We start from the raw sequence: 23767 nt of genomic DNA on the forward strand, positions 1-23767 counted from the left end.
GTTTTCATGATTAAGAGTGCTCTAATTTTTGTGATCGTTACGTTATGTTTTATTGGCATAGAAGCCATTAAGGACCGTGACCGTGATCCAAATAATTTATTAATCGTTGAGGTGAATACTTCAGCGGACCGCACAGGGTTACTTAGAGCACAACTTGACGAATTTGAAGCCGATAACCCCGGACTTAAGGTTGATGTGATCTCGCTATCCTGGGGACAGGCTTTTGAAAAATTAAGCATGATGATCGCTGGCGGTCAATTTCCGGATATGATTGAAATGCCGGATTTCTGGCTATCGCGATATGTTAGTGCCGGACAAATTGCCGACCTTACCCCTTATTTGGCAGACGTCGAATTTGATGATGATTTAGAAGAAAATACTTTTTCCTATGGCAGCGTCAATGACCGTGTCTATACGGTTCCTTATGGATATTACCTACGCGCAATGCTTTATAACAAGAAAATTTTTCAAGAAGCGGGCATTAAAAAACCACCCTTAACAATGGACGAGTTTTACGAGACGGCCGCGACCATATCGGAACTGCCGGGTGTATCTGGATATTGCCACCACGGTGGGCGTGGCGGCGCCGTTTTTTATTATTGGATCATGACCACAATGAATGGGTCCAATGCTTTCTTCGATGAAGAGGGCAATAGTGCATTTTATAATCAAGGGGCAATTGATGGTTTAACTTTTATCCGCGATCTTTATAAAAACGGCTATGCCCCACAAGACAGTCTTAATTGGGGCTTAAATGAAACAGTAAGTGGTTTTTATAGCGGTACGTGTGCCATGCTGCATCAAACGCCTGATGCATTAAACGGTATATCAAAACGCATGAATGATGGTGATTATGCCTCTGCACCTATGCCGCTTGGACCATCTGGAAAAAGTTTTCCGCATCTCGGATATATAGGCTGGTCGATCATGGAAGGGTCTAAGAAGAAAGACGCCGCCTTTAAACTCGTGCGCCACTTACTAAAACGTGACCAACATGAAACGTGGGCAAGACGAGGCGGGCTAGTGCCAATATATAAAGGTTTAGCAAGTGATATATTCGCCGGGAGTGATGTAGGCGCGGGATGGTTGCAAACGACGGAAGATGATCGTTGGGATTATATGATCAATCCAAATTATTTATCTGATATCGCCGAATTTGACAGCATTCAAGTGATACAAAGTGGGCAGGCCATGATGCTGGGTGAAAAGACACCAGAAGAAACCGCACGTGCGTGGGCTGATTTTCTAAGCACCTCACAAAAAAAATGGCTTAAGGAACAGGGAGAAGCCAATGATTAGCATTCGTGAACCTTGGTTATACCTCGCGCCTACGCTTCTTTTTATTTTTCTGCTCGTTTTGGTGCCACTGATTACCGGTATTACCTATGCCTTTTATGATTTTGACCTTATTAGCGGGACCAAAGAATTCGTCGGCTTAGATCAGTTCACCCGTATTCTTAGTGAAGATGCTTTATTTACCAAAAGTCTCCTCAATACGCTTTTCTGGACATCGGCATCACTTTTCTTTCAATTTACTTTAGGACTATTGCTCGCACTTATTTTAAATAGTGGATTTCGTGGAATTCAATTGGTGCAGCCAGTACTTTTTATTCCCTGGGCTGTTCCAAGTTTCTTGATAGGCTTAATGTGGGTGTGGATGTTTAATCCTGTTACTGGTCCCCTTCCTTATATTTTCGAAGCGATCGGAATTTTAAATGAGCCTGAAAATATTTTAAGTGATCCTGACTTGGCAATGTGGGGACCAATTGTGGCAAATATCTGGTTCGGCATACCGTTCTTTACCATTATGCTGCTCGCAGCATTAAGGTCAATTCCAAACGATATTTATGAAGCCGCCAGCATTGATGGCATTAGCGGTCTACAAGCCTTTAGGCATATTACGGTCCCCTTAATCGCACCAACGATTATCATTACATTATTGATTAGAGCCATTTGGATTTCCAATTTTGCTGAAATTATTATTGTGATGACTAATGGCGGCCCTGCTAATTCAACACAAATTGTCGCCACTTATATTTATGATACCGCCTATCAAAAAATGGATTTTGGTTATGCCTCAGTCATATCGATCGCGCTTCTCAGTCTGTTGATGATTTACGGTCTTATTCTTGGTCGAATTCGTCAAAAAATGACAACATATTTTTAGGGAAAGGTATTAATGCTTAATAAATCAAAATATGCCTTTATCATGGGTTTTCTTATTTTTACCCTCTTCCCTGTTCTATGGATGCTAAAAATTTCGCTGACCCCTGACCGATTGCTTTTTTCGGAAGGCATTACCGCATGGCCAAGTGAAATAACTTTTCAGCATTATTATTCAGTTTTAGTTGAAGGTAGTATCCCAGATTATTTTTTAAATAGTTTTATCGTTTCTTTTTCCACAGCGGCGATGGTTACCGTAATAGCATGTCTAGCAGGATATGGTTTATCACGGTTTTCCTTTAAAGGGCGCACAGCCATTATGACCATACTTTTGATTACACAAATGTTTCCAATCGTCATGATCATAGCGCCTATTTATAATGTGCTGACCTACATCAATCTGGTAGATCATATCGCTGGACTTGTTCTTGTTTATACGGCTTTTAATTTACCTTTTGCATGCTTTTTAATGCAGTCTTTCTTTGATGGAAGCCCCGTCGAGCTTGAAGAAGCGGCAATGATTGATGGCTATACCCGTTTTCAAGCGTTGGAAAAGGTTACATTACCACTTTGTTTACCCGGAATAGGCGCAACGTTAGGTTTTGTTTTCACGGCAGCATGGTCAGAGCTTTTATTTGCATTAATGTTCATTAATCGCCAATCACAAATGACATTTCCCGCTGGAATTATGAATTTTGTCACAAAATTTTCGGTCGATTGGGGACAAATGGCAGCCGCCATGATCCTCGCGCTTATACCTGTTTGTATATTTTTTTCCTATATCCAGAAATTTATTGTCCAAGGCTTAACCGCCGGCGCTTTAAAAGGATAGCTAACGGCTCAAATATTCTTGTTCAAACAAAGTGAAACTTTGACGTAAGCGATTGGTCAAAATATCTTTATATTTAGCATTTGCAAAACTTGTTGAAATGCTATTGAAGCTCATTTGTTGTAATTCCGCATAACTTACATCAGTGGTGCTAACGGCGGCGATACATTCTTTTGAAATGTTAGTATCAAAAATACCGTCATTATCGGTTGATAAGCTTACGGGAATGCCAAGGCGCAAAAAGCCTAAAAACGGGTGAGGTTCAGCATTTTTATCATGCACGCTTAATTGATGATTGCTGTTTATATTCATTTCAATACCGATTTGTTTATTACGCGCATATTCAAGCATGATCAAATCATCTTTTAAAAGAACACCGTGTCCCACACGAGAAACGCCCATAATCAAAGCATCCCTAACATTTCTTGGATCACCCATTTCACCTGCATGCATTGTCATTTCAATCGGATATTCATCGTGTTCACTGTTATACCCACTTATAAACCCGTATGCTTGTTGGGCCTTTTCCAAAGCGGGGTTTCCACGTTCAATAGCATATAAATCAGTTCCTACAATGCTCGTAGACGGATGTTCAAGTAAGAGATCATTCCAAGCGCGCATCATAGTCGCGTTCATTTCACCTGGTAAAAACCGCAGTTGCCCTAAATTCCAACGGACGACCACACCCGTTTCATCCAAGAATTTTTCGGACCACGCATCCAGTTTTTCGATGCTCGCCACTTCAGGGGGAAAACCATTTGTAAATTCGATATAGCTAATACCTAGACCGGATGCGCGATTTAAGAAATCTAAATATAGTTTTTCCATTTTCGCGTCTAAGAAATCATCTTCTACCATCCATATGACAAAAGCGAATATCGCATCAAACCGCGTAAAATCATGTGATACCGGGTCGACAGGCAAAAGGAAGAAATCAAGAAATAAACTTTGATCAGCGTCTGTTAAATCAAGAAATTTCGTGGCCGTAGGTAACGTTCTCAGAGCTTCTATTTCATGATCATATAGCACCTGCCCTTGATTCTTCACTGTGCTGATAAAATACTCAGGGTCAATAGGTGGATTATATTCCGTTAAAATGTCCATAACGACTTCACGGGTGAATAATCCGTATGGGTGAACATGAAGCATGCCCCCTTTTGGGATACTTACACAGAATTCGGCCAAGGCTGCGGGATCAGCACGCAGAGGGTTAAGATCAATAGCGGATTTTTTTATTGCCGCCTGCTTATTTGCTTCAATGATCATGAGCTGATTTTCTTGCAGAAGGCCCAGTTCAATTTCGGTGAATTCATCAGAAGCGTCAACCTTTAAAAGTTCTTCCCATTCTTCACGAGAGATTGGATTATTTGATCGATAATTGCGGTCGAGGATGATTTGGTGGGCTTGATCATATTTTTTAAGATGCGCAGCAAGTTTTATATTGGCGAGATCCTGCTCAGAACAAGAGACCAATATAAATAAACTTGCCGCGCATCCAAATATTTTATCAATATGCCATTTACTAGATTTCATGATCACCCTCAAATATTGTTTTTATCATTATTTTTAGCATACTAATTTTAAAGCGTCATCAAACTCTTTATTCTTCTTCCATTGCGAATAATTCAGTATTACCGCCAGTGGCGACCGTATTAATGGTCAAAGTTTTTTCTGTGGCAAAACGGTAAAGATATCTTGGTCCGCCTGCTTTTGGTCCAGTACCAGATAATCCTTGCCCACCAAATGGTTGTACACCAACCACCGCACCAACAATATTGCGGTTAACATACGTATTTCCAATATCTAGATTTCGGAAAATATAGTCGGCGCTTTCTTCAATACGACTATGAACACCAAGGGTTAACCCAAAGCCGGTATTTTGAATTTGCGCTAAAATATCATCCAGTTTTGATGCCTTGTACCTAATCACATGAAGGACAGGCCCAAATACTTCTTTTTTTAGTTGATCAAGCGACTTTATTTCATAAAGACGCGGGGCAAAAAAGGTCCCGTTTGCATAGTCAACTGGCGCATCAAGTTTATGAAGTAAAGTGCCTTCTTTTTCCATATAGGCAACATGATCATCAAGAAGTTTTCGTGCGTCTTGATCAATCACTGGACCCACATCCGTTTTCAAATTTGTCGGATGTCCTAATGATAGGCAGTCCATCGCCCCTTTTAACATTGGGATAATTGTATCGGCGACGTCATCTTGAATATATAATACGCGTAAGGCAGAACAGCGCTGACCTGCAGATTGAAATGCAGATGAAATTGCGTCATCGACAACCTGCTCAGGAAGTGCCGTGCTATCCACGATCATGACATTTTGCCCACCCGTTTCGGCTATTAAAGTCGCAATCGCGCCATCACGTCCCGCTAGAGATCGATTAATGATTTTCGCTGTTTCGGTCGAACCCGTGAAACAAACGCCGTCAATGCGTTCATCTGCCACAAGTTTTGCACCAACAGTTGCACCATCACCTGTCATTAAATGCAGAACATCTACAGGCACACCAGCTTCATGTAAAATTTTCACGGCTTCCGCGGCGACAATCGGTGTTTGTTCCGCAGGTTTTGCAATCACCGCATTTCCAGCGGCGAGTGCCGCAGAGACTTGACCAAGGAATATCGCAAGAGGGAAATTCCACGGGCTTATGCAAAGGAAGGTGCCCCGTCCTTGAAGGAATAATTCATTACGTTCACCGGTTGGTCCTGGCAAAAGAATACTGTCTTCGAAATTTTCAATTGCCTGCCCCGCATAATAACGCAAGAAATCAACGGCTTCACGCACTTCGGAAAGGCCATCCATTAATGTTCGGCCGGCTTCATTTGCGACGATGCTCATAAAATAATGCGTTTTATTTTCAAGTTCATCAGCGGCCTGATTTAATATTTTTGCACGTGCTGTGCCACCCAAAGCATTCCATGATTTTTGAGCTTTAGCACTTGCATTTAAGGCGCGTTCAATATCATCATCACCGGCAATTGATACTTTACCCATCACTTCACTAGTTGTCGGGTTATACACATCTTCTATATTTGCCCATTTCAATTCACCGCTAACTATTGGGCCCGCCTTTAGATCATAATTAATAGATAAGTTTTCATTCAAACGATCAATTTCCAAAGGATCCGTGAGTTCAAAACCAGCCGCATTTTTACGGTCTACTTTTTCCCGTTTTGAATAACTTAATATATCTGCAGGTAACGGTATCATACTGTGGCGTTTTGGTGATTTTTCTTCAACCATCTTTATGGTATCTTGCATGAGTTCTTCTACAGAAACATCTTTATCCATGAAGCGATTGACGAAGGAACTGTTTGCACCATTTTCAAGTAAACGGCGTACCAAATAAGGCAGCAAATCTTTATGAGCACCAACAGGAGCATACACCCGAATATTAAAATCAACATCAGTGTTCTCTTTCACCATATCATACAGCAGGTGGCCCATACCATGTAACCGTTGGAATTCAAATTCAGACGCACCAATGTCCCATTTTTTCACAAGTTCAACGATAAGAGAGACTGAATAAGCATTATGAGTGGCAAATTGCGGATAAAACACGTCACGCGCTGCCATTAATCTTTCAGCACAAACCTGATAAGATAAATCAGTTGAAGGTTTTCTTGTATAAACTGGATAATCCGATAGACCTGCTTCTTGGGCGTGTTTAATTTCGCTATCCCAGTACGCCCCTTTTACAAGACGGACCATAAATTTGCGACCAAGGTAACGACCCAACGTTGTTAGCCAATCAATTACATATGGAGCACGTTTTTGATAGGCTTGTACAACAAGACCAAGACCATCCCAATTTTGAAGCGATTGATCAGTTGCCAGCACTTCAAAAATATCAAGTGACAAATCAAGACGGTCTGCTTCTTCAGCATCAATAGTAAAGCCAAGACCGTTTTCTTTGGCAAGCGCCGCAAGTTCAATGATACGGGGAACCATAAAGTCCATAACCACATCACGGTGTCCCATTTCATATCTTGGATGTAGAGCCGAGAATTTCACTGAAATTCCATTTGCTTCATAGCAATTGTCTTTGGTTTCTTGTTTACCAATTTCAAGTATTGCTTTTTTATAAGCCTCGAAATATCGGTCAGCATCTGCAAGTGTGCGTGCCCCTTCACCAAGCATATCAAATGAGAAACGAGTACCCGGTTTATTTTCTTTTATGCCGCGACTAATGGCTTCATCAATAGTACGTCCAAGAACATATTGTCCTCCCATAATTCGCATGGCTTGCATAATCGCAGTACGTACGACTGGTTCGCCTGCTTTTTTGACAAAAGTTTTAAACCAGTTATCAGAATTACCACGTACATCACTTAGATCAACAAATTCACCCGTAAGCATTAATCCCCATGTGGAAGCATTTACAAAAGTGCTCTCTGAACTGCCTTTGTGGTCGGACCAGCGGCCGGCTTTAATTTTTTCTGAGATTAATTTATCTGCTGTGGCCCCATCTGGTACTCTTAGAAGCGATTCAGCAAGACACATAAGGGCAACCCCCTCTTTATTGGAAAGGTCAAACTCTTGTAAGAAGTAATCCATTGTTCCTTGATTATCACTTTCGTCACGCGATTTCACAACGAAATCACGGGCGCGTTCCACTAAACGGTTACGCTCTGCGACTGTCAATTCCGTCGCATGCAATAAGTTTTCTATACATTTTTCTTCGTCACCATGAAGCATTTGACGCAGACTTAATCTGATGTCTTCACGTGATAAAGTTTCGATCTTTTTACGGTCATTTAAAGAATACATGTCGTACACTCCTTATTAATCATGAAAAGTAATTCACATGAATATAGTCACAATAGTAGCCAAATGTCCTACTATTATAGAATTTATACCGATATATAATCTAGTAAACTGATAAATTTTTAGAATTTTATGCTGTTAGCATTCCACAACATTCACGGCAAGTCCGCCTTGGGAAGTTTCTTTATATTTGGATTGCATGTCTTTTCCGGTTTGGCGCATTGTTTCGATTACCTTATCAAGCGAGACATGATGTTTACCATCACCATGAAGTGCTAAACGCGCCGCATCAATTGCTTTTACGGCCCCCATTGCATTTCTTTCTATGCATGGAATTTGCACAAGCCCACCGATTGGGTCACAGGTCAGACCAAGGTTATGTTCCATACCGATTTCAGCGGCATTTTCAACTTGAAGGACTGTGCCTCCTTTAACGGCGGCCAATCCGCCAGCGGCCATTGAACAGGCAACGCCTACTTCACCTTGACATCCGACTTCCGCACCAGAAATAGAGGCATTCTTTTTATAAAGAGAGCCTATAGCCGTTGCCGTAAGTAAAAAATCATAGATAGGCTGTTTATCGTCACGATGATTATAGAAGCGGTTATAATATCTTAAGACGGCCGGAATAATTCCAGCGGCACCATTTGTGGGTGCGGTAACCACACGGCCACCTGCTGCATTTTCTTCGTTAACGGCCAGCGCCCAAAGATTAATCCAATCCAATATGACGGATGGGTCCCTCAACTGTTTTTCCTGTGTCTCTTTTAAGGTATTTAAAACTTTAGCAGCGCGGCGTTCAACTTTTAAAGAGCCGGGCAGTGTTCCAGATTTAGCGCAACCCCGATTGATGGAGAATTCCATCGCCTCATGAATATTATCAAGACCCGCTTGAATTTCTTCCTCAGATAAAAGTGCTTTTTCGTTCTCCATAATCAACTCGGCTATTGTCATTTCATGCTTTTCACATAGCTCTAGTAAATCTTGCCCGGTATTAAAAGGATAAGGAACAGGCACTTCATCAGGTGGAGGGGTATTTCGGCCAAAATCTGCTTCGCTCATGACGGCACCGCCACCAACAGAATAATAATTGTCTTTGGATATAATTTTTCCGTTACCATCAAAGGCTGAAAAAGTTAGTCCGTTACTGTGATGTGGTAACAGTTCTTCCATGTGAAACAGCATGTGATCTTTGAATACGAAAGATATTTCATTATCACCTAGAAGTTTTAAACGATTACTATTTCTGATTTCCTCGCACCGCCCGTCAATAATTGCAGGGTCAATTGTTGCAGGCTCCTGGCCTTCTAGACCCATCAGTAAAGCTTTATCAGTAGCGTGGCCAAAACCCGTTAATGCAAGAGAGCCATATACGTCAACTTTAACGGATTCGACATCACTGATGTTATTGATCGATTTCAGGAATAAATTGGCCGCGACCATAGGGCCAACTGTATGGGAACTTGAAGGCCCAACACCAATTTTAAAGAGGTTGAAAACGCTGTAATACATGCCCTCACCCTTATCGTTTCACTAGGGAGTTTACTGAAAAAGATACTGAAACGCAGCTTATGCGTTTTGAGCGTTCTTATCAAGAGACTTGATATGCTCTAATACCCTTAACCATTTATTCGCTTTACATATTTCAATTGCTTGACTGCGACCCATGCGGCGGATCAGTTTTTTGGCAAGCTCTTCAATAGTTTCTTCGCTCATGGTTTTACCTGTTCTTTGATACTGACTAAATTGTTACTACAACACAGTATTATCGATAATTGTGGCAATATAATGCCTTAAAATCACACAGCATTTACGCCCCTAAACCCTCAAAGTCAATCAAAGAATTTTATAATTTCCACTTGATTTCGGAGCATTAAAATTTATGGTATATTTATATCTGTTTATTTGCAATTTATTAGCATAAAATATTGTATTATTATGATTCTATACGTCTTGAGTCTTATTGAATAGAAATATGTAGAGAAATACCCCAAAACGATATCGAAGGGATTTTACATGGTACAAAACGCCATTAGAAAGTTAGACAAAATTGATCGAAAAATTTTGCAACTATTGCAAAAAGACGGTCGCATATCCAATGTAAAACTTGCCGATATGATCCATTTAAGTCCAACACCCTGCTTGGAACGTGTTAAGAGGCTGGAAAAAGAAGGCTATATTAAGAATTATGTCGCTATCTTAAATCCAAAAATGCTTAATGCCGCGCTTGTTTCTTTTATAGAGGTTTCACTTGATCGTACCACAACAGAAGCATTTGATGCATTTAGTAAAGAAGTGCTTGCGATGGATGAGGTTCAAGAATGCCACATGGTGGCAGGGGGTTTCGATTATCTCATAAAGGTCAGAACCAGTGATATGGAGCATTATAGAATGTTCTTGGCCGAGAAATTATCAACCATCGGCGGGATAAAAAATACCCATACGTATGTGGTTATGGAAGAAATTAAAGCGAGTAATGCAATTAATGTAAGTCAATAACTGTTAATGGAATAAAATATCAAAATGCCAAAATTTACTTATATCTCCCCTGAAAAAGAAAAGTTTACTGTAGAGGCCCCCGTTGGCGATACATTAATGGAAATCGCCGTAAAAAATAATGTCGATGGCATCGATGCTGATTGTGGGGGCGCCTGCGCATGCGCCACTTGTCATATTATCTTTGAGCCAACAGATCTTCATAAGGTTGGTTATGCCGATGAAGACGAGAGTGCCTTACTTGATTTTTTAAATGGTCGTAAAATGGGAAGCCGACTTAGTTGTCAGGTTATTATGAAAGAGGACCTCGACGGTATAACCGTAGAGATCCCCTATCCTGATTAAATAAAGCGATTATTCGGCAGCGCCGACCTCTTCATTTTCTTCGCCGACACCTCTATCATCTGTTGATCTTAAGAATGATAGTTTTTCAGCGACCGTGTCCTTAATATCATAAAGACATGGCACAAGCACGAGTGTAATCATCGTCGCAAAGAGCACGCCAAAGGTTAAAGACACAACCATTGGAATGATAAATATCGCCTGATAACTGGTTTCAAGCATGATCGGTACCAAACCAACAAACGTGGTAATAGATGTCAGAATAATAGCACGAAAACGCATACGTCCACCTTCGGCAATAGCCTCGGTATATTTCATACCTTCTTTCTTAAGTCGTTTGATACAGTCAACCAGTACAAGATTATCATTCACCACAACACCCGCGGCTGCGAAAAGCCCCAAGAATGAATAGAGACTAACCGGCATGCCCATTATTAAATGGCCGATAAGCGCGCCTACAAATCCAAAGGGAATTGCCGTTAAAATGATGAGTGGCTCGACATAAGACCTTAAACCAATCGCAAGAAGCGCATATATTGCCAACAAAACAAGTGAAAGATAAAAACTTATTTCATCAAAGAAAATTGCTTGTTCTTCTACAGATCCGTCAGGAATAACAGTAAAGCCGCTTATCTCACCTTCCATTTCTTGGAAAATTCCTTCATCAAGAAATTTATAAGCTTCATAAGGTGACACGATATTTTTATTCATGCGTGCCTGAACTTTAATAATATTTTGCCCGTTAATCCGTTCCGGTGCATTCAAAACAGGTACATATTCCATTTCTGCGACCAGATTAAACGGTATTTCACCACCATCAGGCGTTTGAATATACATTTCGCGTAATGCATTCATATCCTGACGTGCCTCTAATGGATAACGCACATGGATATCAATGGTTTCACCATCACGCGGTATACGCTGCACGATCCGACCAAAGAAACCAAGTCGAACTTGATCACTTAAGGCACCCAATGTTAGTCCATAATGTTCCGCTTCTGGTTTTAGTGCCAAACGCAGTTCCTGACTTTGTTGATCACGATTATCATAAATTTGCGTCAGTCCTTGAATATTGCGCATTTCAAGCTTAATACGCTCTACGGATGCCTCAAGATCAGCATCATTACTTGCAGCAACAAAGAAACTCAAATCCCCGCCACGGCGACCAGTGTTCCTTGAATTTCGAAGCGTCACTTCAACCGCTTCTGGAATTTCACCGACACGTTCCTGCCATTCATTCATTATCACTTCCGCGTCAAGAATCGCCATCGCTTCTGATGACATTTCAAGAGACATAAAAATACGATTCCCAAAAGCAAAACTGCTATAATTTGGAAAGAGAATATTTCGCGCTAAACCTGTTTTCGCTTCATATTCTTCTTCAATACCGCCTGGCCCACTAATTGCAGATACCATTTCATCATGAAGGCGTTCACCCGTTCCATCAGGAGCAGTTTCGGAAAGCTCAACAGAATAACGAAGAATATTACTTGGAATTTCAGGGTTAAATGACGATCGAATAAACCCAAGTACATAAGCGGTGGTAAACAATATCAAAACGGAAAAGAAAATCGCAGCCGTCAAGTATTTAACCCGCAAACATTTTTCTACAAATGGCTTATACTTATAACGCGAGAAATCAATCAACCATTGGGCTACTTTACGTTGGAATTTTAGAAACTTTTGATACCAATCATATTTAAGCTCAAAATGTTTCGTTCCCGATAAATGATTAGGCAAAATCAATAGGCATTCCACAAGTGAGAAAATAAGCGCCCCTGCGACCACAATCGCGATATCGCGTGCTTGCTGTCCTGTTTCCGATACAAAAAGAAGCAAGGGTGCCACTGCCAATATTGTAGTGAAAACGGATAAAGTAATTGGTAATGAGAGGCTTTGAGCGCCATGTATCGCCCCCTTAAGACCTTTTTTACCGCGCCGCTGGGTCGCGTGAATTCCTTCACCGATCACAATGGCATCGTCGACCACGATCCCGAGCACCAGCAAAAACCCAAAGAGCGATATCTGATTAATCGAGAAATCCAGTAATTTCATCACCATAAATGACCCACTAAAGGCAATCGCAATACCAAATGTTACCCATAGTGCCAGATCAAGACGCAGGAAAAGAACCAATAATACAAACACGAGAACAAGCCCAGATAAACTATTTGAGATCAGCATTTCAAGACGCTGATAAAATTCAACACTATCGTCGCGCCATGTTGAAACGGTGATGCCTTGTGGGAAAGTGGGTTGTGCTGTTTCAAGGTATTCATTTACGGCAGTCGTTAACTTTAACACATCCTGTCCTGGGCTCAGCTGCGTTTCCATAACAATCGATGGCTTCCCTTTTGAGCGGAATATGAACGGTCGTTCGCTAACACCATCTTTAATTTCAGCGATATCACCCAATTTAATCCGGGTACCATTAGATTGCTGCATAATGGTGATTTCTTTAAATTCATCCGCATAATAGGCGCGGCCTTCGGCACGAATTTGTAAAGGTCTCATTCCCGTTCTAATGGAACCTACGGAAATGTCGACCGAACTGGCACTAATTGCGTTGGCGACAGTAGCCATTGAAATACCAAGACGACGAAGATCAAATTCTGAAACCTCGATGCTAATGGTTGTCGGCGGCATTCCGCGAATATCGATTAGTGTTACATCTGGCAAGGCTAGTAAATCGGCTCTTACGCGCCTGGCGACTTGCGCCAATGTTTTTTGATCCGTATCACCAGAAACGATCACATCAATAATATCATCATTTTGGATATTATGGCGCACTCTGGGCGGTTCAATATCACGCGGGAAGGATCGAATTCCATCTATTCGTGACTGTACTTCATCCATCACGATTTGAATATTAGCACCGGGTTCGAGTTGTAAAGTAACGGTTGAAGCGCCACGTGATGAACGTGAAGACATTTTTCGAATATTAGGGACGCCTTTTAAAGTTTCCTCGATCGGAATAGTGATATTGTCTTCTACTTCTTGAGGGCCGGCGCCAAGATAACTCACTTCAACAGTAATTTCATCGGACGCAACAACAGGAAAGACTTCTGTTCTTAAAAGCGGCATGCTCACTACGCCGCCCACAATGATCAGAACCATTAATAAATTAGCCGCGACATGATTGTCTGCAAACCAAGCAATTATATTTTTCATCAGTTAGCTCCTTGTGGTCGACCACCTTGACCGCCACCAGCGGCTTGTCTTGCCGCGCGGCGCGCTTGTAGTGCTTGTCGCTGTTCAGGTGTCATGTTTGCGACTGCGGCGCGGCGCTGTTCAGGTGTCATATTTGCAAAATTCGGACGCCCGCCTTCCGCATTAGCTTCTTGGGTAGCTGCTGCTGGCATTTCAGCTGCAGCCGCTGCTGTACTACTAGCAGGCTGGGCAGCCGCTGGCCTTCCGCCGCCACCTGGACGACCACCTGGCCCACCGGGGCCGGCTACCGGAATACCATCAATACTGGCAATTGCCGACTTCATACCTGGAACATATGAAAATGGTGGTGAGGTAACGATTTTGTCTTCGTTTGAAATGCCAGATATAATCGTGACAATTTCCTGATCACGGTCGAGTACTTCAACAGGTTTGGTTAAAAGTTTTTCATCTTCATAGTAATAAATATTATTGTCATCACGCATCGCTTTTGCCGGAACACGGTAAACATTCTCAATTTTTTTACCGATAACTTCAAGATCAACGAAAACGCCAGGAAGTAAAGGCGGTGTTGCTTTATCCGTTTTAATATTCATTGGATCATCAATGGACGCAACAGCAAAATAAACTCGGCTCATGCGGTCAATATTGCTTTCAATTCGCTTAATCTTAGCATCCCATACAATATCGCCTTCGCGTGTTAAATCTCTTACCTTTACGTCAAGATATTCACTTTCTTCTAGAATACCGACTTTAGTTGCGCTTAATAAATCCATTTGTTTTTGGCTAAGTGGCATGCGAATTTCAGCTTCTTCTGTCCCAAAAATGGTCGCGAGTGCCTGATTGTTACCAACGATTTGTCCTAAATCGACTTGCTTTGTTGCTATCATAAGTGGGTATGGTGCTTTGACTTCTGTTCGTTCAAGACGGATACGCTGGGCTTCATAGTTGGCGTGAGCTCCTCTAAGACCCGCTTCAGCTTCTTTCAGTTGCGGTATTCTTAGTACCAGATCCGTTGGTTCACCAACGCCATATTTATCCCAGTCTTTTTTAGCAAGGTCCGCTTGTTCGCTTTCAAAGCTTAATGTTTGTTCGGCGCGGGCGACGTTTACTTCTGCCTGCGCTAGTGCAAGCTCATAATCGCTAGGATCTATTTTTAAGATTACTTCATCGGTGTCAAAATATCCGCCCGCTAAGAATTTGGGCGAAATATAAACAATTTGTCCAAGCACTTGCGATTGCAGTGTGATATTAAATCTACTTTCTACAACAGCCTGTGTTTTAATGCTTGGAAAATAATCTGTCTGTTTTGCATTGATAACCTCAAGTTTTTCAATGCGGTCTTCAAGTTTTTCAACTGGTGCTGTTGGACGCATAATATACATACCGGCAAAACCAATTGCTGTAACGACAGCAATACCCAAAACAATCATTATTTGTGAACTAGACTTCTTCATTATAAACTTCCTTGACTATTTTCGGCATTATTTACGTTGGCCATTTGATTTATGTAATCTTCAAGATTTTCTCCGCCGAGGGCTAGATGTAGATCAGCACGATTTAATAATCTTCTATGCTGAACTCTAAGCAAACTTTGTTGGGCAGAAATACGGTTTCGTTGCACATTGACGAGTGATAAAATATCAACGATACCTTTACTATATTGATCTAACGCTCTTTCTTCACTGGCCTCGGCGCGATCAACCGCGATTGTTAAATGTTCTTCTTGTTCGGCAAGAGTTGCTTCAGCGGTTAATGCATTTTCTGCTTCAGAATATGCAGCAAGGACTGTTCTTAGGTAGCTCGCAATACTACTATCAAGCGCGACTTCATTAATCACAACGGTTTGACGACGTCTCGAGCCATCAAAAACTGGCTGCACTAGGTTACCGACGACGCTCCAGACTAATTCATTGATATCTACAATATCGCCAATTTCACTACCGCTTGCCGTAGTGCTGCCTGATATATTTAAAGACGGATATAAGGCTTTCTTAGCAGCGTTTAGATCATAATTTGCGCCGACCACACGATTTTTTGCGGCCATTATATCTGGACGTTTTTCTAATAGATTACTTGGAATACCAAGTGTTATGAGATTATCAAGAGGTGGCAATTTAGCCATATGTGGTACATGGCCAGTTGGATAAGACCCAATTAAAGTTTCCAACGTACGCATGCGCGCTATAACTGTTTGACGTTGACTGGAAAGGTTAGAACGTGCGGTAGCCACATTGGTATCAATTTGAAGCACATCTAATATATCTGCAACACCTCTTGAGTAGCGACTGCCAACCAAGTCTTGCGCTCTGACTAGTCTTTCTAAGTTTTGCTCCAGAAGCTCTATTTGTAGTATGGCTTCAATGACATCGAACCAACGCTGCGCCGTTCTGGTCACAAGTGACATACGTGCATATTCAAGATCATTTTTAAAAGATAAAACGGATTGTTCCGCGGCCGCGCTATTGCTTGCTAAACGTCCCCAAATATCGGCTTCCCAAGCGAGACCGCCGCGCAATGAGAAACTTTGATTATCCGCAGTGCCGCTTTCAAAATCACCGTTTCTTGAGGCACCAACACGAATGTCCCCCTGGATACTTCGGGCGCCGTCTGTTATTGATTGTTGCGCTAATGAGGTTCTTAAGCGATTAGCGGAAATGCGTAAATCTGGATTATTAGCAAGAGCTTTCATAACGATTTCAGGCAGATCATCCACCTCATCTGAACCCAGCCAATCTAATTCTGCTTTAGCCGTTTCCATATTCGGACTTTGCCATTCTGCTGGTAACGCTACAACATCTAGCTGATCATCAACATTTAGTTGAGGTGCACAGTTCGCTAGCAATAAGCTGCTAATAGCAATGATACTGGCTGATTTGATTTTCCGCCTAAAAACCATTGTGTCTCCAATTTATAATTATTTACGCTTTTCCCTTATACGCTCCTTATACGAAAATCCTGCTTTTTTGTATCATTTTTTTGTTTATCTTTAGAATCTTAGTGATAAACAGCTTAACCCGCCATCAAGCTTTTGATATTCAGAAACGTCTACTTCTCTTACTTTATATCCTTTATTTTTGATAAGATCTACTGTGCTTTCAAAGCCCTTTGGTACGAGCACAGTGCCATTTATCCAGACACTATTTGCTGAGTAACTATCTTTTTGATCAATTTCCATAATATTGTATTTTTGAAATTCGGGCTTCGTAAGAAATTCACCACATGCCACTAAGTTATTATCTTCAAGATAACCTAGGCCCGTTTTAAGATGGAGGACCTCAGACATTTCAACTACAGACCCACTCATGCCATATTTTTCAAGAATAGCGATCATTTGATCAGCTCCTTCCTGATTGGTACGTTCTGATAATCCAATATAATAATGATCCCCAACCATCATTATATCGCCAGCTTCAACGAACCCTGGTGATTTTATTTCTTCTACATTATCATAAAATTTCCTTACCGCATCGGCGATATGAGCAACTTCGCCGCGACGACTTTCCGCCCCAGGGTTTGTTAAAATAGCGCAATGTGGTGTCATTAATGCCGGATCTTCAACAAAACAACTATCCGGATATTCTTCAACCGCAGGAAGTTCAGTGACCTCAAGACCGCATTCTTTCAACGCTTCAATATAATCATCATGTTGTTTGATGGCGTTATCATAATTAGGAAGTCCTAGCTCTGCTTCGGAAATTCCTTCAATCATTGAACGGCTTGGTTTTCTAACAATTGCATATTTAAACATTTTATTTGTCCTTTAATAAATTAGTAAATTACCCACGCACCAACGATGGCGAACGTGGAAAACAAAACTGCGATTATGGAATTGATCATGGTTACAGGGTTAATTTTTTTCCCGTTTGAATGATCTGTGATTTGTAATTTAATACTGGCAAGGGTTGCCCCTAAATAAGCCAACAAAATTGCGAAAGTAGCAATTAAAATCATTATTTCAAATGCCTTCAATAACCCTTTACTAGAATTAATCATGATCACTACAGTAGTTAGCATGCTTGAAAATATAAGTGCCGTAATTGGCGTTCCATCATCATTCACATTTTTTAAAAATGAAGGAAATAATTTTTCATGTGCGCCCGCCATCAAAACGGTTCCAGTCAAAAGTATATTTGAATTTAATGCCCCCGCAATGGCGATAAGCGCACCAATACCCACAAAGGTTGCACCAATATCACCAAAAATAAGGGAGGCAGCATCGGCAAATGGAGATGTTGAACTTTGTAATTCATTCATCGGTATCATCGACATTACACCTGCCGTAGCAAGGATATAAATTGCTGCTGCTGTTAATGTGCCCCAAACCAATGCACGTGGTATCGTTTTCTTAGGGTCAATAACATTTTCTGAAGGCACCGTAGCCGATTCAATGCCGATAAATGAGAACATCACAAGTATTGTAATACCCGAAATCATAGTAGGAAAGGATTCATTATTTGGATTTTCCGCAGGAACTGACGATATATCACCGATGAAAAAACCCAGTGTGCCAATCACGAAAAGCGGTATTAATTTTAATATTACTGTAACCATTTGAACAATGCTGACATTTTCTACGCCTTGAAGATTAATATAAGTAAAAACCCACACGGCCCCGATGGCAATCATTGGCGAAATAAAGGGGTAATCAGTGATCGCTGGAATAAATATGGCCGAATATCCGGAAAATGCTGTCGCTATTGCAGCAATGGAAACCCATAAGGATATCCAATATCCCCAGGCTACAATCATCGCAGGATAGTGACCAAAAGCTTCTTCGACAAATGCATGGGGTCCGCCGATACGAGGGTTACGGCCCGCCAAATGGCTAAAAGCAAAAGCAATACTTAATGTTCCTAGCACCGCCACGCCCCAACCATAAAAGCTGTTATTTCCATATGGTGCCAGTATGGCGGGTAGTGTAAATACACCAGAACCTATAATGGTTCCTACCACGAGCGCCCAAGACCGCCAAAAACCCAATGATTTTTTCATCTTTTATTTCCAATATATTTTGTTCTATAACCAATTTAATTTTTACTATATATGCTATATTGGTAATAATATATTCCAAATTCGCTAATGAAAATATCAAATACACAGCAGAATGTGCTACTTTTATTATCAAATTACCGATATTAAATCTAAACATATTACTATTTACTAGTGAATTATTCTTATTAATTAGGATTTATCTTTGTTAACTCGGCCTTTTGAATACTGCCCTCCTTCAGATCCATATTTAAATATCCTTTATCAAGATGATGAAATTATTATACTCGATAAGCCTTCGGGCTTATTAACCGTACCGGGAAAAGATCCTAAACACGCTGACTGCCTTGAAAGTAGAGCATGTGAAAAATTTCCAGGAGCCAAGACCGTTCATCGATTGGATATGGATACGTCTGGATTGATTATAATGGGACTAAATAAAATAGCTCATCGTCATTTAAGTTTACAATTCCAAAATCGCAATGTTGAGAAAGCTTATGAAACACTTGTGCATGGCCCTATGCAAGAAAAAGCAGGTAAAATTGATTTACCACTAATTTGTGATTGGCCAAATAGACCGAAGCAAATGGTCGACCACGAACGTGGTAAAAAATCTTTGACAGAGTGGCATCTCATTGAACACCAGCAAAACATCAGCCGAATTCATCTTATTCCGCATACAGGGCGTTCACATCAATTAAGAGTTCATTTGATGTCAATTGGTCATCCGATTTTGGGGGATAGGTTTTACGCATCAGATGAAATTTATCAAATGCATGACAGATTATGTCTGCATTCAAAAAATTTGACTATAATGCATCCCGTCCTAAAAGAAAAAATGTCCTTCGAAAGTAAGGTCCCTTTCTAAAGGGTTAGATCCCCATCGCTTGGCGTATTGAAATGAGCCAATACCATTTCGTGGTTTACGTCACCTAGACTATCGGGCATCCAATTTGGGTTATGGTCTTTATCAATCAATACGGCGCGCACACCCTCATAGAAATCACTGTCATAGGCACTAATCGCGCAAACAATTCGGTATTCCATGATCATACAATCATCAAATTCTAGCTTTCCACCGCGATTGAGTTGTTCCGTTATTACTTTTAAACTAATTGGTGACATTTTTTTTAGCACAGCATGGGTTTCGCGCGCCCAATCATGATCAATTTCTGATAAATGTTCAAAAACATCTTCGACCGTTAATTCACTAAAGGCCGCATCAATAAGGTCACGAAACTCATCTATGGGCGCATAACCTGGATCTTCTGCAAATTTTGCTATGAGTTGATCAACATCATCATGTGAGGCAATATTTTCCTTTTTCAGGGCTACTACTAAGTCATTTATTTTATCTGATGATATATAAGCTGTACCAATGCCCGCATATAAAATATCTGATCCTTTGAGCCTTGCTCCTGTTAGCCCTAAATACCTACCAAGTGAGCCGGGAAGTCGCGGCAAAAAATAACTGCCGCCCACGTCAGGGATTAATCCAATAGCAGATTCAGGCATAGAAAAGAGTGTTTTTTCCGTCACGATACGGTGTGATCCATGAATAGAAACGCCAACACCTCCCCCCATCACGATACCATCTATTAATGCGATAAAAGGCTTAGAGAAATGATGAATACGTGCATTCATTTTATATTCTGTCGCAAAGAATTCTTTTGCTATCACATTTTCTTGGTAGCCTTGCTCGACAATTGACCTAACATCGCCGCCTGCACAAAAAGCTTTTTCTCCTGCGCCCTCAATAATTACAATATTAATTTCATCATTGGATTCCCATTCCTTCAACTGCTCGTCTAGCTTCAAACACATATCAGTTGAAAGCGCATTTAGAACATCTGGCCGGTTCAATGTAATAACGCCAACGCCAGTGTCTTGTGAAAATAAAATTTCTTCGTTCATTATGATTTCCTGAAAAGGCAGATTAATTAAAGGCTTGTGATCGGTTCAGTTGCCTTCATGAGCCATTCGCTGTCTTTTCCCGACAAAAGGGATGCTGTTTTTTCACGGACTTTTGCATGATAAATATTTAACCACGTAATTTCAGCAACATTCATCATATGGGCATTAACAAGTCTTGTATCAATTGGGACTAATGTAATTGTTTCAAAAGTATGCATTGGTCTTTCTTGACCTCTGAAGTCACTATTTCGAACGATGACCAAATTTTCAATTCGTATGCCATATTCACCCGTTTTATAATATCCAGGTTCATTTGATAAAATCATACCGGCTTGTAATGCAACAGAATGACCCAGTGGAGAAATACTTTGCGGTCCTTCATGTACACCAAGGTAGCACCCCACCCCATGTCCTGTTCCATGGTCATAATCCAATCCTACATCCCACAGCGACTTACGTGCTAGTGTGTCAAGGTGCGCACCAGTTCTCCCTTTTGGAAAACGTGCTTGCGCGAGTGCAATATGCCCCTTCAATACACGCGTAAAATTATCACGCTGTTCTTCAGTAGGGTCACCAATAACAACTGTTCGGGTTATATCAGTCGTACCGTCAAGATACTGTCCACCAGAATCCACCAAATACAACATATTCTTTTCTATTTTTTTTGGCTTTGCTTCTTTTACATTATAATGGACGATCGCGCCATTTGATCCAGCCCCACTAATCGTATCAAAACTATTTCCTCTAAAGAGCGGGACTACTTCTCTGTATTCATATAATTTTTTTACAGCATCAAGTTCGTCGTATTTTCCTGATACGCCATTCTCATCTAACCATCGAAGAAAGCGGCATACAGCAGCAGCATCTCTAACATGGGCCGCTCTTGTACCATCAAGCTCAACTTGATTTTTGCAGGCTTTATCCAACTGGCATGGATCTTCCACTTCTATAATTTCAGCCTCATCATCCGATAGAAAATCAAAAATAGCTTTATGAGCGCGTTTAGGATCTACCATTACACTCTTTTTCTTTTTCCCGAGCGCACTTAATGCATCAACAAATTCATCTTTTGCATAACATGATACGCTTTTGCCAAGATGTTTAGAAACGTCATCAGTTAATTTTTTAGGATCCAAAAAAAGATCCGCTTTTCCTGATTGATATAAAATCGCAAAAGATAACACGAGCGGCGTACACTCTACATCTGTTCCTCTTATATTGAAAAGCCAAGCTATACTATCCAAAGAGGTAATGACTAAGGCATCAGCACCCAATTCCTTTAAATTAAGCGCAATTCTTTTTCTTTTTGCACTTGAAGTTTCGCCCGCAAACCTGACATCGTGTGCCTTAACTTCTGCAATTGAAGGAGACGGACGATCATCCCATACTTCATCTATTGGATTACGCTCTACTGCTTTTAAAATAATGCCTTTTGAAGATAATTTCTTTTCTACGCGTTTAAGAGAGGCTTTATCGTGTAACCAAGGATCAAATCCTACGACATCACCTTCTTTTAAATTATCGTATAACCAATCTTCAACCTTATCTTCGTAAAGTTTCATTTGTTGATATACTTTCATATCAACTTGATCACGCACTTGAAGAGTATAACGACCATCAACAAAAATTGCTGCCGAACTTAACGTAACAGCGACAAGCCCCGCTGATCCTTTAAAGCCAGTAAGCCAAGCAATTCTTTTTGCATAAGACGGCGTATACTCACTTTGATGCTCATCTGTATGAGGAACGAGAAATCCTGATAATTTCTGTTCGCGCATTTTTTGTCTTAATGCGTTTAATTTATTTTTCATTAGATCCCTTAAAAATCATTTTATTATTTATTTACAAGATCATATCATTTTGCAAGTAGATAAGTAGGTAAAATCATATATACCTATCATAATTTTAGAGGAAAAAATTACCCTCTAACTTATTGTAATCAAAAAAAATCATTATTTTCAATGGTATATTAGTGGCATGTTTATTGCATCTTGAATAGAAAATTCAGGAGTACAAAATGCAATCCAATATTTTAATTACTAAATCAAGTTCGAAAAATATAAATTCCAAAAATTTAGAATCCGCTGACATATTTGTTGAAATGGAAAATATGGGTATAGATTCTACACCCTTTATAGAAATAGCTGCGATTGATATTAAAAATCAATTTGGGGATGCAGCCTTTAAATATTCAAACGAGATAGAACAAAACTTTATCGACAGAGGGGACCTAAGTTCAGCTTCAATATGGGCTAAAATTTCCGCTCATTTATGCGAAATTAAAATTAATTAAAGATCTAAATTTAAGAAACTTTTCTCGCAACAAACCCGCTAAAAAGTCCAGCAAACAGTGCAACAAGTATTGCCATAATACCATATAAAGGTGGGTACTCGTGGGCGAAATTATAAATTACCCGCTCAATACCCTGTTTATCCACTTTAAGCGGCGTATTGTGTGTAATAATCACTTCTCCATCGCGCACTAAATATACATCTGCTTTATAATTTCCAACTGGCATATTGGACGGAAATGTTAAATTTGCACGAAAAAGAATTTCATTTTTAACTTCTACGTTACCGCTGTTTTCAAGATAAAGACCTTTTTCCATCATATTTCTAAATAAAGCTTCTTTATAAGATTGCAAATCATTGCTTTCACCTTCACTTATGAAAGAAAGGTTATTAAGGCCTAATCCATATTCAACTTGTATATCTTTTGATAAAAAATCATCTAACGGCCTTGTTGACGCAATAGCATAATATCCAGGCACGCCGCGCACTGTAATATTCTCACTATTTACCCAAATACCCGCCTTATTTTCTTTCTTACGAATAATTAAATCGGTTGGCTCGCTTCTAACAACGACAATAATATCATAGTCTAAACCTTGAACTGAGATTTCGTCTGATTGGATCGCGTCTCGCGCATAACGTTCGATTGCCCCAAATAATAATAATTCACTTCCTGCAAATTGCGAGGTTATTTCTATTTCATTCTGGGATAAATCTGTGACAAGTGTTTCTGAATTCGCGCTTAAAGTGGCGAAAAATAGTAACATGACAAAACCGATAATGCGCAAGACCAT

Annotated in this window: 19 protein-coding genes; 7 read left to right on the forward strand and 12 right to left on the reverse strand. The window is 40.5% G+C overall.

Annotation, left to right across the window (positions count from 1 at the left end; genetic code table 11):
• Positions 1-6 precede the first annotated feature (6 nt).
• From ACTF6W_RS01160 to ACTF6W_RS01170, 3 genes are read left to right on the forward strand one after another with little or no spacing between them, the layout of a single operon-like run.
• Positions 7-1299 carry an ABC transporter substrate-binding protein gene (locus ACTF6W_RS01160; protein ID WP_438992703.1) on the forward strand — a complete coding sequence of 431 codons (1293 nt, stop codon included), beginning with the start codon at positions 7-9 and terminating at the stop codon, positions 1297-1299.
• Positions 1292-2167 (forward strand): carbohydrate ABC transporter permease, encoded by an 876-nt coding sequence (locus tag ACTF6W_RS01165; RefSeq protein WP_438992704.1) that lies wholly within the window; start codon positions 1292-1294, stop codon positions 2165-2167. Before ACTF6W_RS01160 ends, ACTF6W_RS01165 begins: the two co-directional genes overlap by 8 nt.
• A 12-nt stretch (positions 2168-2179) precedes the next feature.
• Positions 2180-2995, forward strand: a complete 816-nt coding sequence (locus ACTF6W_RS01170) for a carbohydrate ABC transporter permease (protein ID WP_438992705.1) — start codon at positions 2180-2182, stop codon at positions 2993-2995.
• Here ACTF6W_RS01170 and ACTF6W_RS01175 read toward each other — a convergent pair whose 3' ends face one another.
• From ACTF6W_RS01175 to ACTF6W_RS01190, 4 genes are all read right to left on the reverse strand, one after another.
• A complete protein-coding gene (locus ACTF6W_RS01175) occupies positions 2996-4525 on the reverse strand; it encodes a hypothetical protein (protein WP_438992706.1) in 1530 nt (509 codons plus the stop codon).
• 67 nt (positions 4526-4592) lie between these two features.
• A complete protein-coding gene (putA, locus tag ACTF6W_RS01180; RefSeq protein WP_438992707.1) occupies positions 4593-7772 on the reverse strand; it encodes a bifunctional proline dehydrogenase/L-glutamate gamma-semialdehyde dehydrogenase PutA in 3180 nt (1059 codons plus the stop codon).
• Between the two features lie 135 nt (positions 7773-7907).
• On the reverse strand, positions 7908-9281 hold the full coding sequence (locus ACTF6W_RS01185; RefSeq protein ID WP_438992708.1) for an L-serine ammonia-lyase: 1374 nt from the start codon (positions 9279-9281) through the stop codon (positions 7908-7910).
• Positions 9282-9338: 57 nt separating this feature from the next.
• Complete coding sequence (locus ACTF6W_RS01190; RefSeq protein WP_438992709.1) at positions 9339-9485, reverse strand: hypothetical protein; 147 nt, start codon at positions 9483-9485, stop codon at positions 9339-9341.
• Between the two features lie 300 nt (positions 9486-9785).
• Here ACTF6W_RS01190 and ACTF6W_RS01195 point away from each other — a divergent pair, with 300 nt between their 5' ends.
• Together ACTF6W_RS01195 and ACTF6W_RS01200 are read left to right on the forward strand one after the other, a co-directional pair.
• On the forward strand, positions 9786-10268 hold the full coding sequence (locus ACTF6W_RS01195; RefSeq protein ID WP_438992710.1) for an Lrp/AsnC ligand binding domain-containing protein: 483 nt from the start codon (positions 9786-9788) through the stop codon (positions 10266-10268).
• A 24-nt stretch (positions 10269-10292) separates the two neighbouring features.
• On the forward strand, positions 10293-10610 hold the full coding sequence (locus tag ACTF6W_RS01200) for a 2Fe-2S iron-sulfur cluster-binding protein (RefSeq protein ID WP_438992711.1): 318 nt from the start codon (positions 10293-10295) through the stop codon (positions 10608-10610).
• A gap of 9 nt (positions 10611-10619) precedes the next feature.
• Here ACTF6W_RS01200 and ACTF6W_RS01205 read toward each other — a convergent pair whose 3' ends face one another.
• The 5 genes from ACTF6W_RS01205 to ACTF6W_RS01225 form a co-directional block, all read right to left on the reverse strand.
• Positions 10620-13778: an efflux RND transporter permease subunit gene (locus ACTF6W_RS01205; protein ID WP_438992712.1), complete on the reverse strand. Its 3159-nt coding sequence runs from the start codon at positions 13776-13778 to the stop codon at positions 10620-10622.
• Complete coding sequence (locus ACTF6W_RS01210; protein ID WP_438992713.1) at positions 13778-15232, reverse strand: efflux RND transporter periplasmic adaptor subunit; 1455 nt, start codon at positions 15230-15232, stop codon at positions 13778-13780. The genes ACTF6W_RS01205 and ACTF6W_RS01210 overlap by 1 nt, the downstream gene beginning before the upstream one ends.
• Positions 15232-16674 carry a TolC family protein gene (locus ACTF6W_RS01215; RefSeq protein WP_438992714.1) on the reverse strand — a complete coding sequence of 481 codons (1443 nt, stop codon included), beginning with the start codon at positions 16672-16674 and terminating at the stop codon, positions 15232-15234. The genes ACTF6W_RS01210 and ACTF6W_RS01215 overlap by 1 nt, the downstream gene beginning before the upstream one ends.
• A gap of 90 nt (positions 16675-16764) precedes the next feature.
• Positions 16765-17526 (reverse strand): dimethylarginine dimethylaminohydrolase family protein, encoded by a 762-nt coding sequence (locus ACTF6W_RS01220; RefSeq protein ID WP_438992715.1) that lies wholly within the window; start codon positions 17524-17526, stop codon positions 16765-16767.
• 20 nt (positions 17527-17546) lie between these two features.
• On the reverse strand, positions 17547-18770 hold the full coding sequence (locus ACTF6W_RS01225; protein WP_438992716.1) for an APC family permease: 1224 nt from the start codon (positions 18768-18770) through the stop codon (positions 17547-17549).
• A 202-nt stretch (positions 18771-18972) separates the two neighbouring features.
• Between ACTF6W_RS01225 and ACTF6W_RS01230 the strand changes: the two genes are divergently transcribed.
• Positions 18973-19635, forward strand: coding sequence for a pseudouridine synthase (locus ACTF6W_RS01230; RefSeq protein WP_438992717.1), 663 nt, complete (start codon positions 18973-18975; stop codon positions 19633-19635).
• Here the strand turns inward: ACTF6W_RS01230 and ACTF6W_RS01235 are convergent.
• Both ACTF6W_RS01235 and ACTF6W_RS01240 read right to left on the reverse strand, forming a co-directional pair.
• On the reverse strand, positions 19632-20681 hold the full coding sequence (locus ACTF6W_RS01235; protein ID WP_438992718.1) for an enoyl-CoA hydratase/isomerase family protein: 1050 nt from the start codon (positions 20679-20681) through the stop codon (positions 19632-19634). The two genes, ACTF6W_RS01230 and ACTF6W_RS01235, sit on opposite strands and share 4 nt — an antisense overlap.
• Positions 20682-20707: 26 nt before the next feature.
• Complete coding sequence (locus tag ACTF6W_RS01240) at positions 20708-22492, reverse strand: aminopeptidase P family protein (RefSeq protein WP_438992719.1); 1785 nt, start codon at positions 22490-22492, stop codon at positions 20708-20710.
• Between the two features lie 206 nt (positions 22493-22698).
• Here ACTF6W_RS01240 and ACTF6W_RS01245 point away from each other — a divergent pair, with 206 nt between their 5' ends.
• Entirely contained in the window at positions 22699-22974 is a 276-nt protein-coding gene (locus ACTF6W_RS01245; RefSeq protein ID WP_438992720.1) for a hypothetical protein, read from the forward strand.
• Positions 22975-22984: 10 nt separating this feature from the next.
• Here the strand turns inward: ACTF6W_RS01245 and ACTF6W_RS01250 are convergent, their stop codons facing one another.
• Positions 22985-23767, reverse strand: a complete 783-nt coding sequence (locus ACTF6W_RS01250) for a TIGR02186 family protein (RefSeq protein ID WP_438992721.1) — start codon at positions 23765-23767, stop codon at positions 22985-22987.

Source organism: Pseudemcibacter sp., from assembly GCF_965661635.1.
In the GTDB taxonomy this organism is placed as follows: Bacteria; Pseudomonadota; Alphaproteobacteria; order Sphingomonadales; family Emcibacteraceae; genus Pseudemcibacter.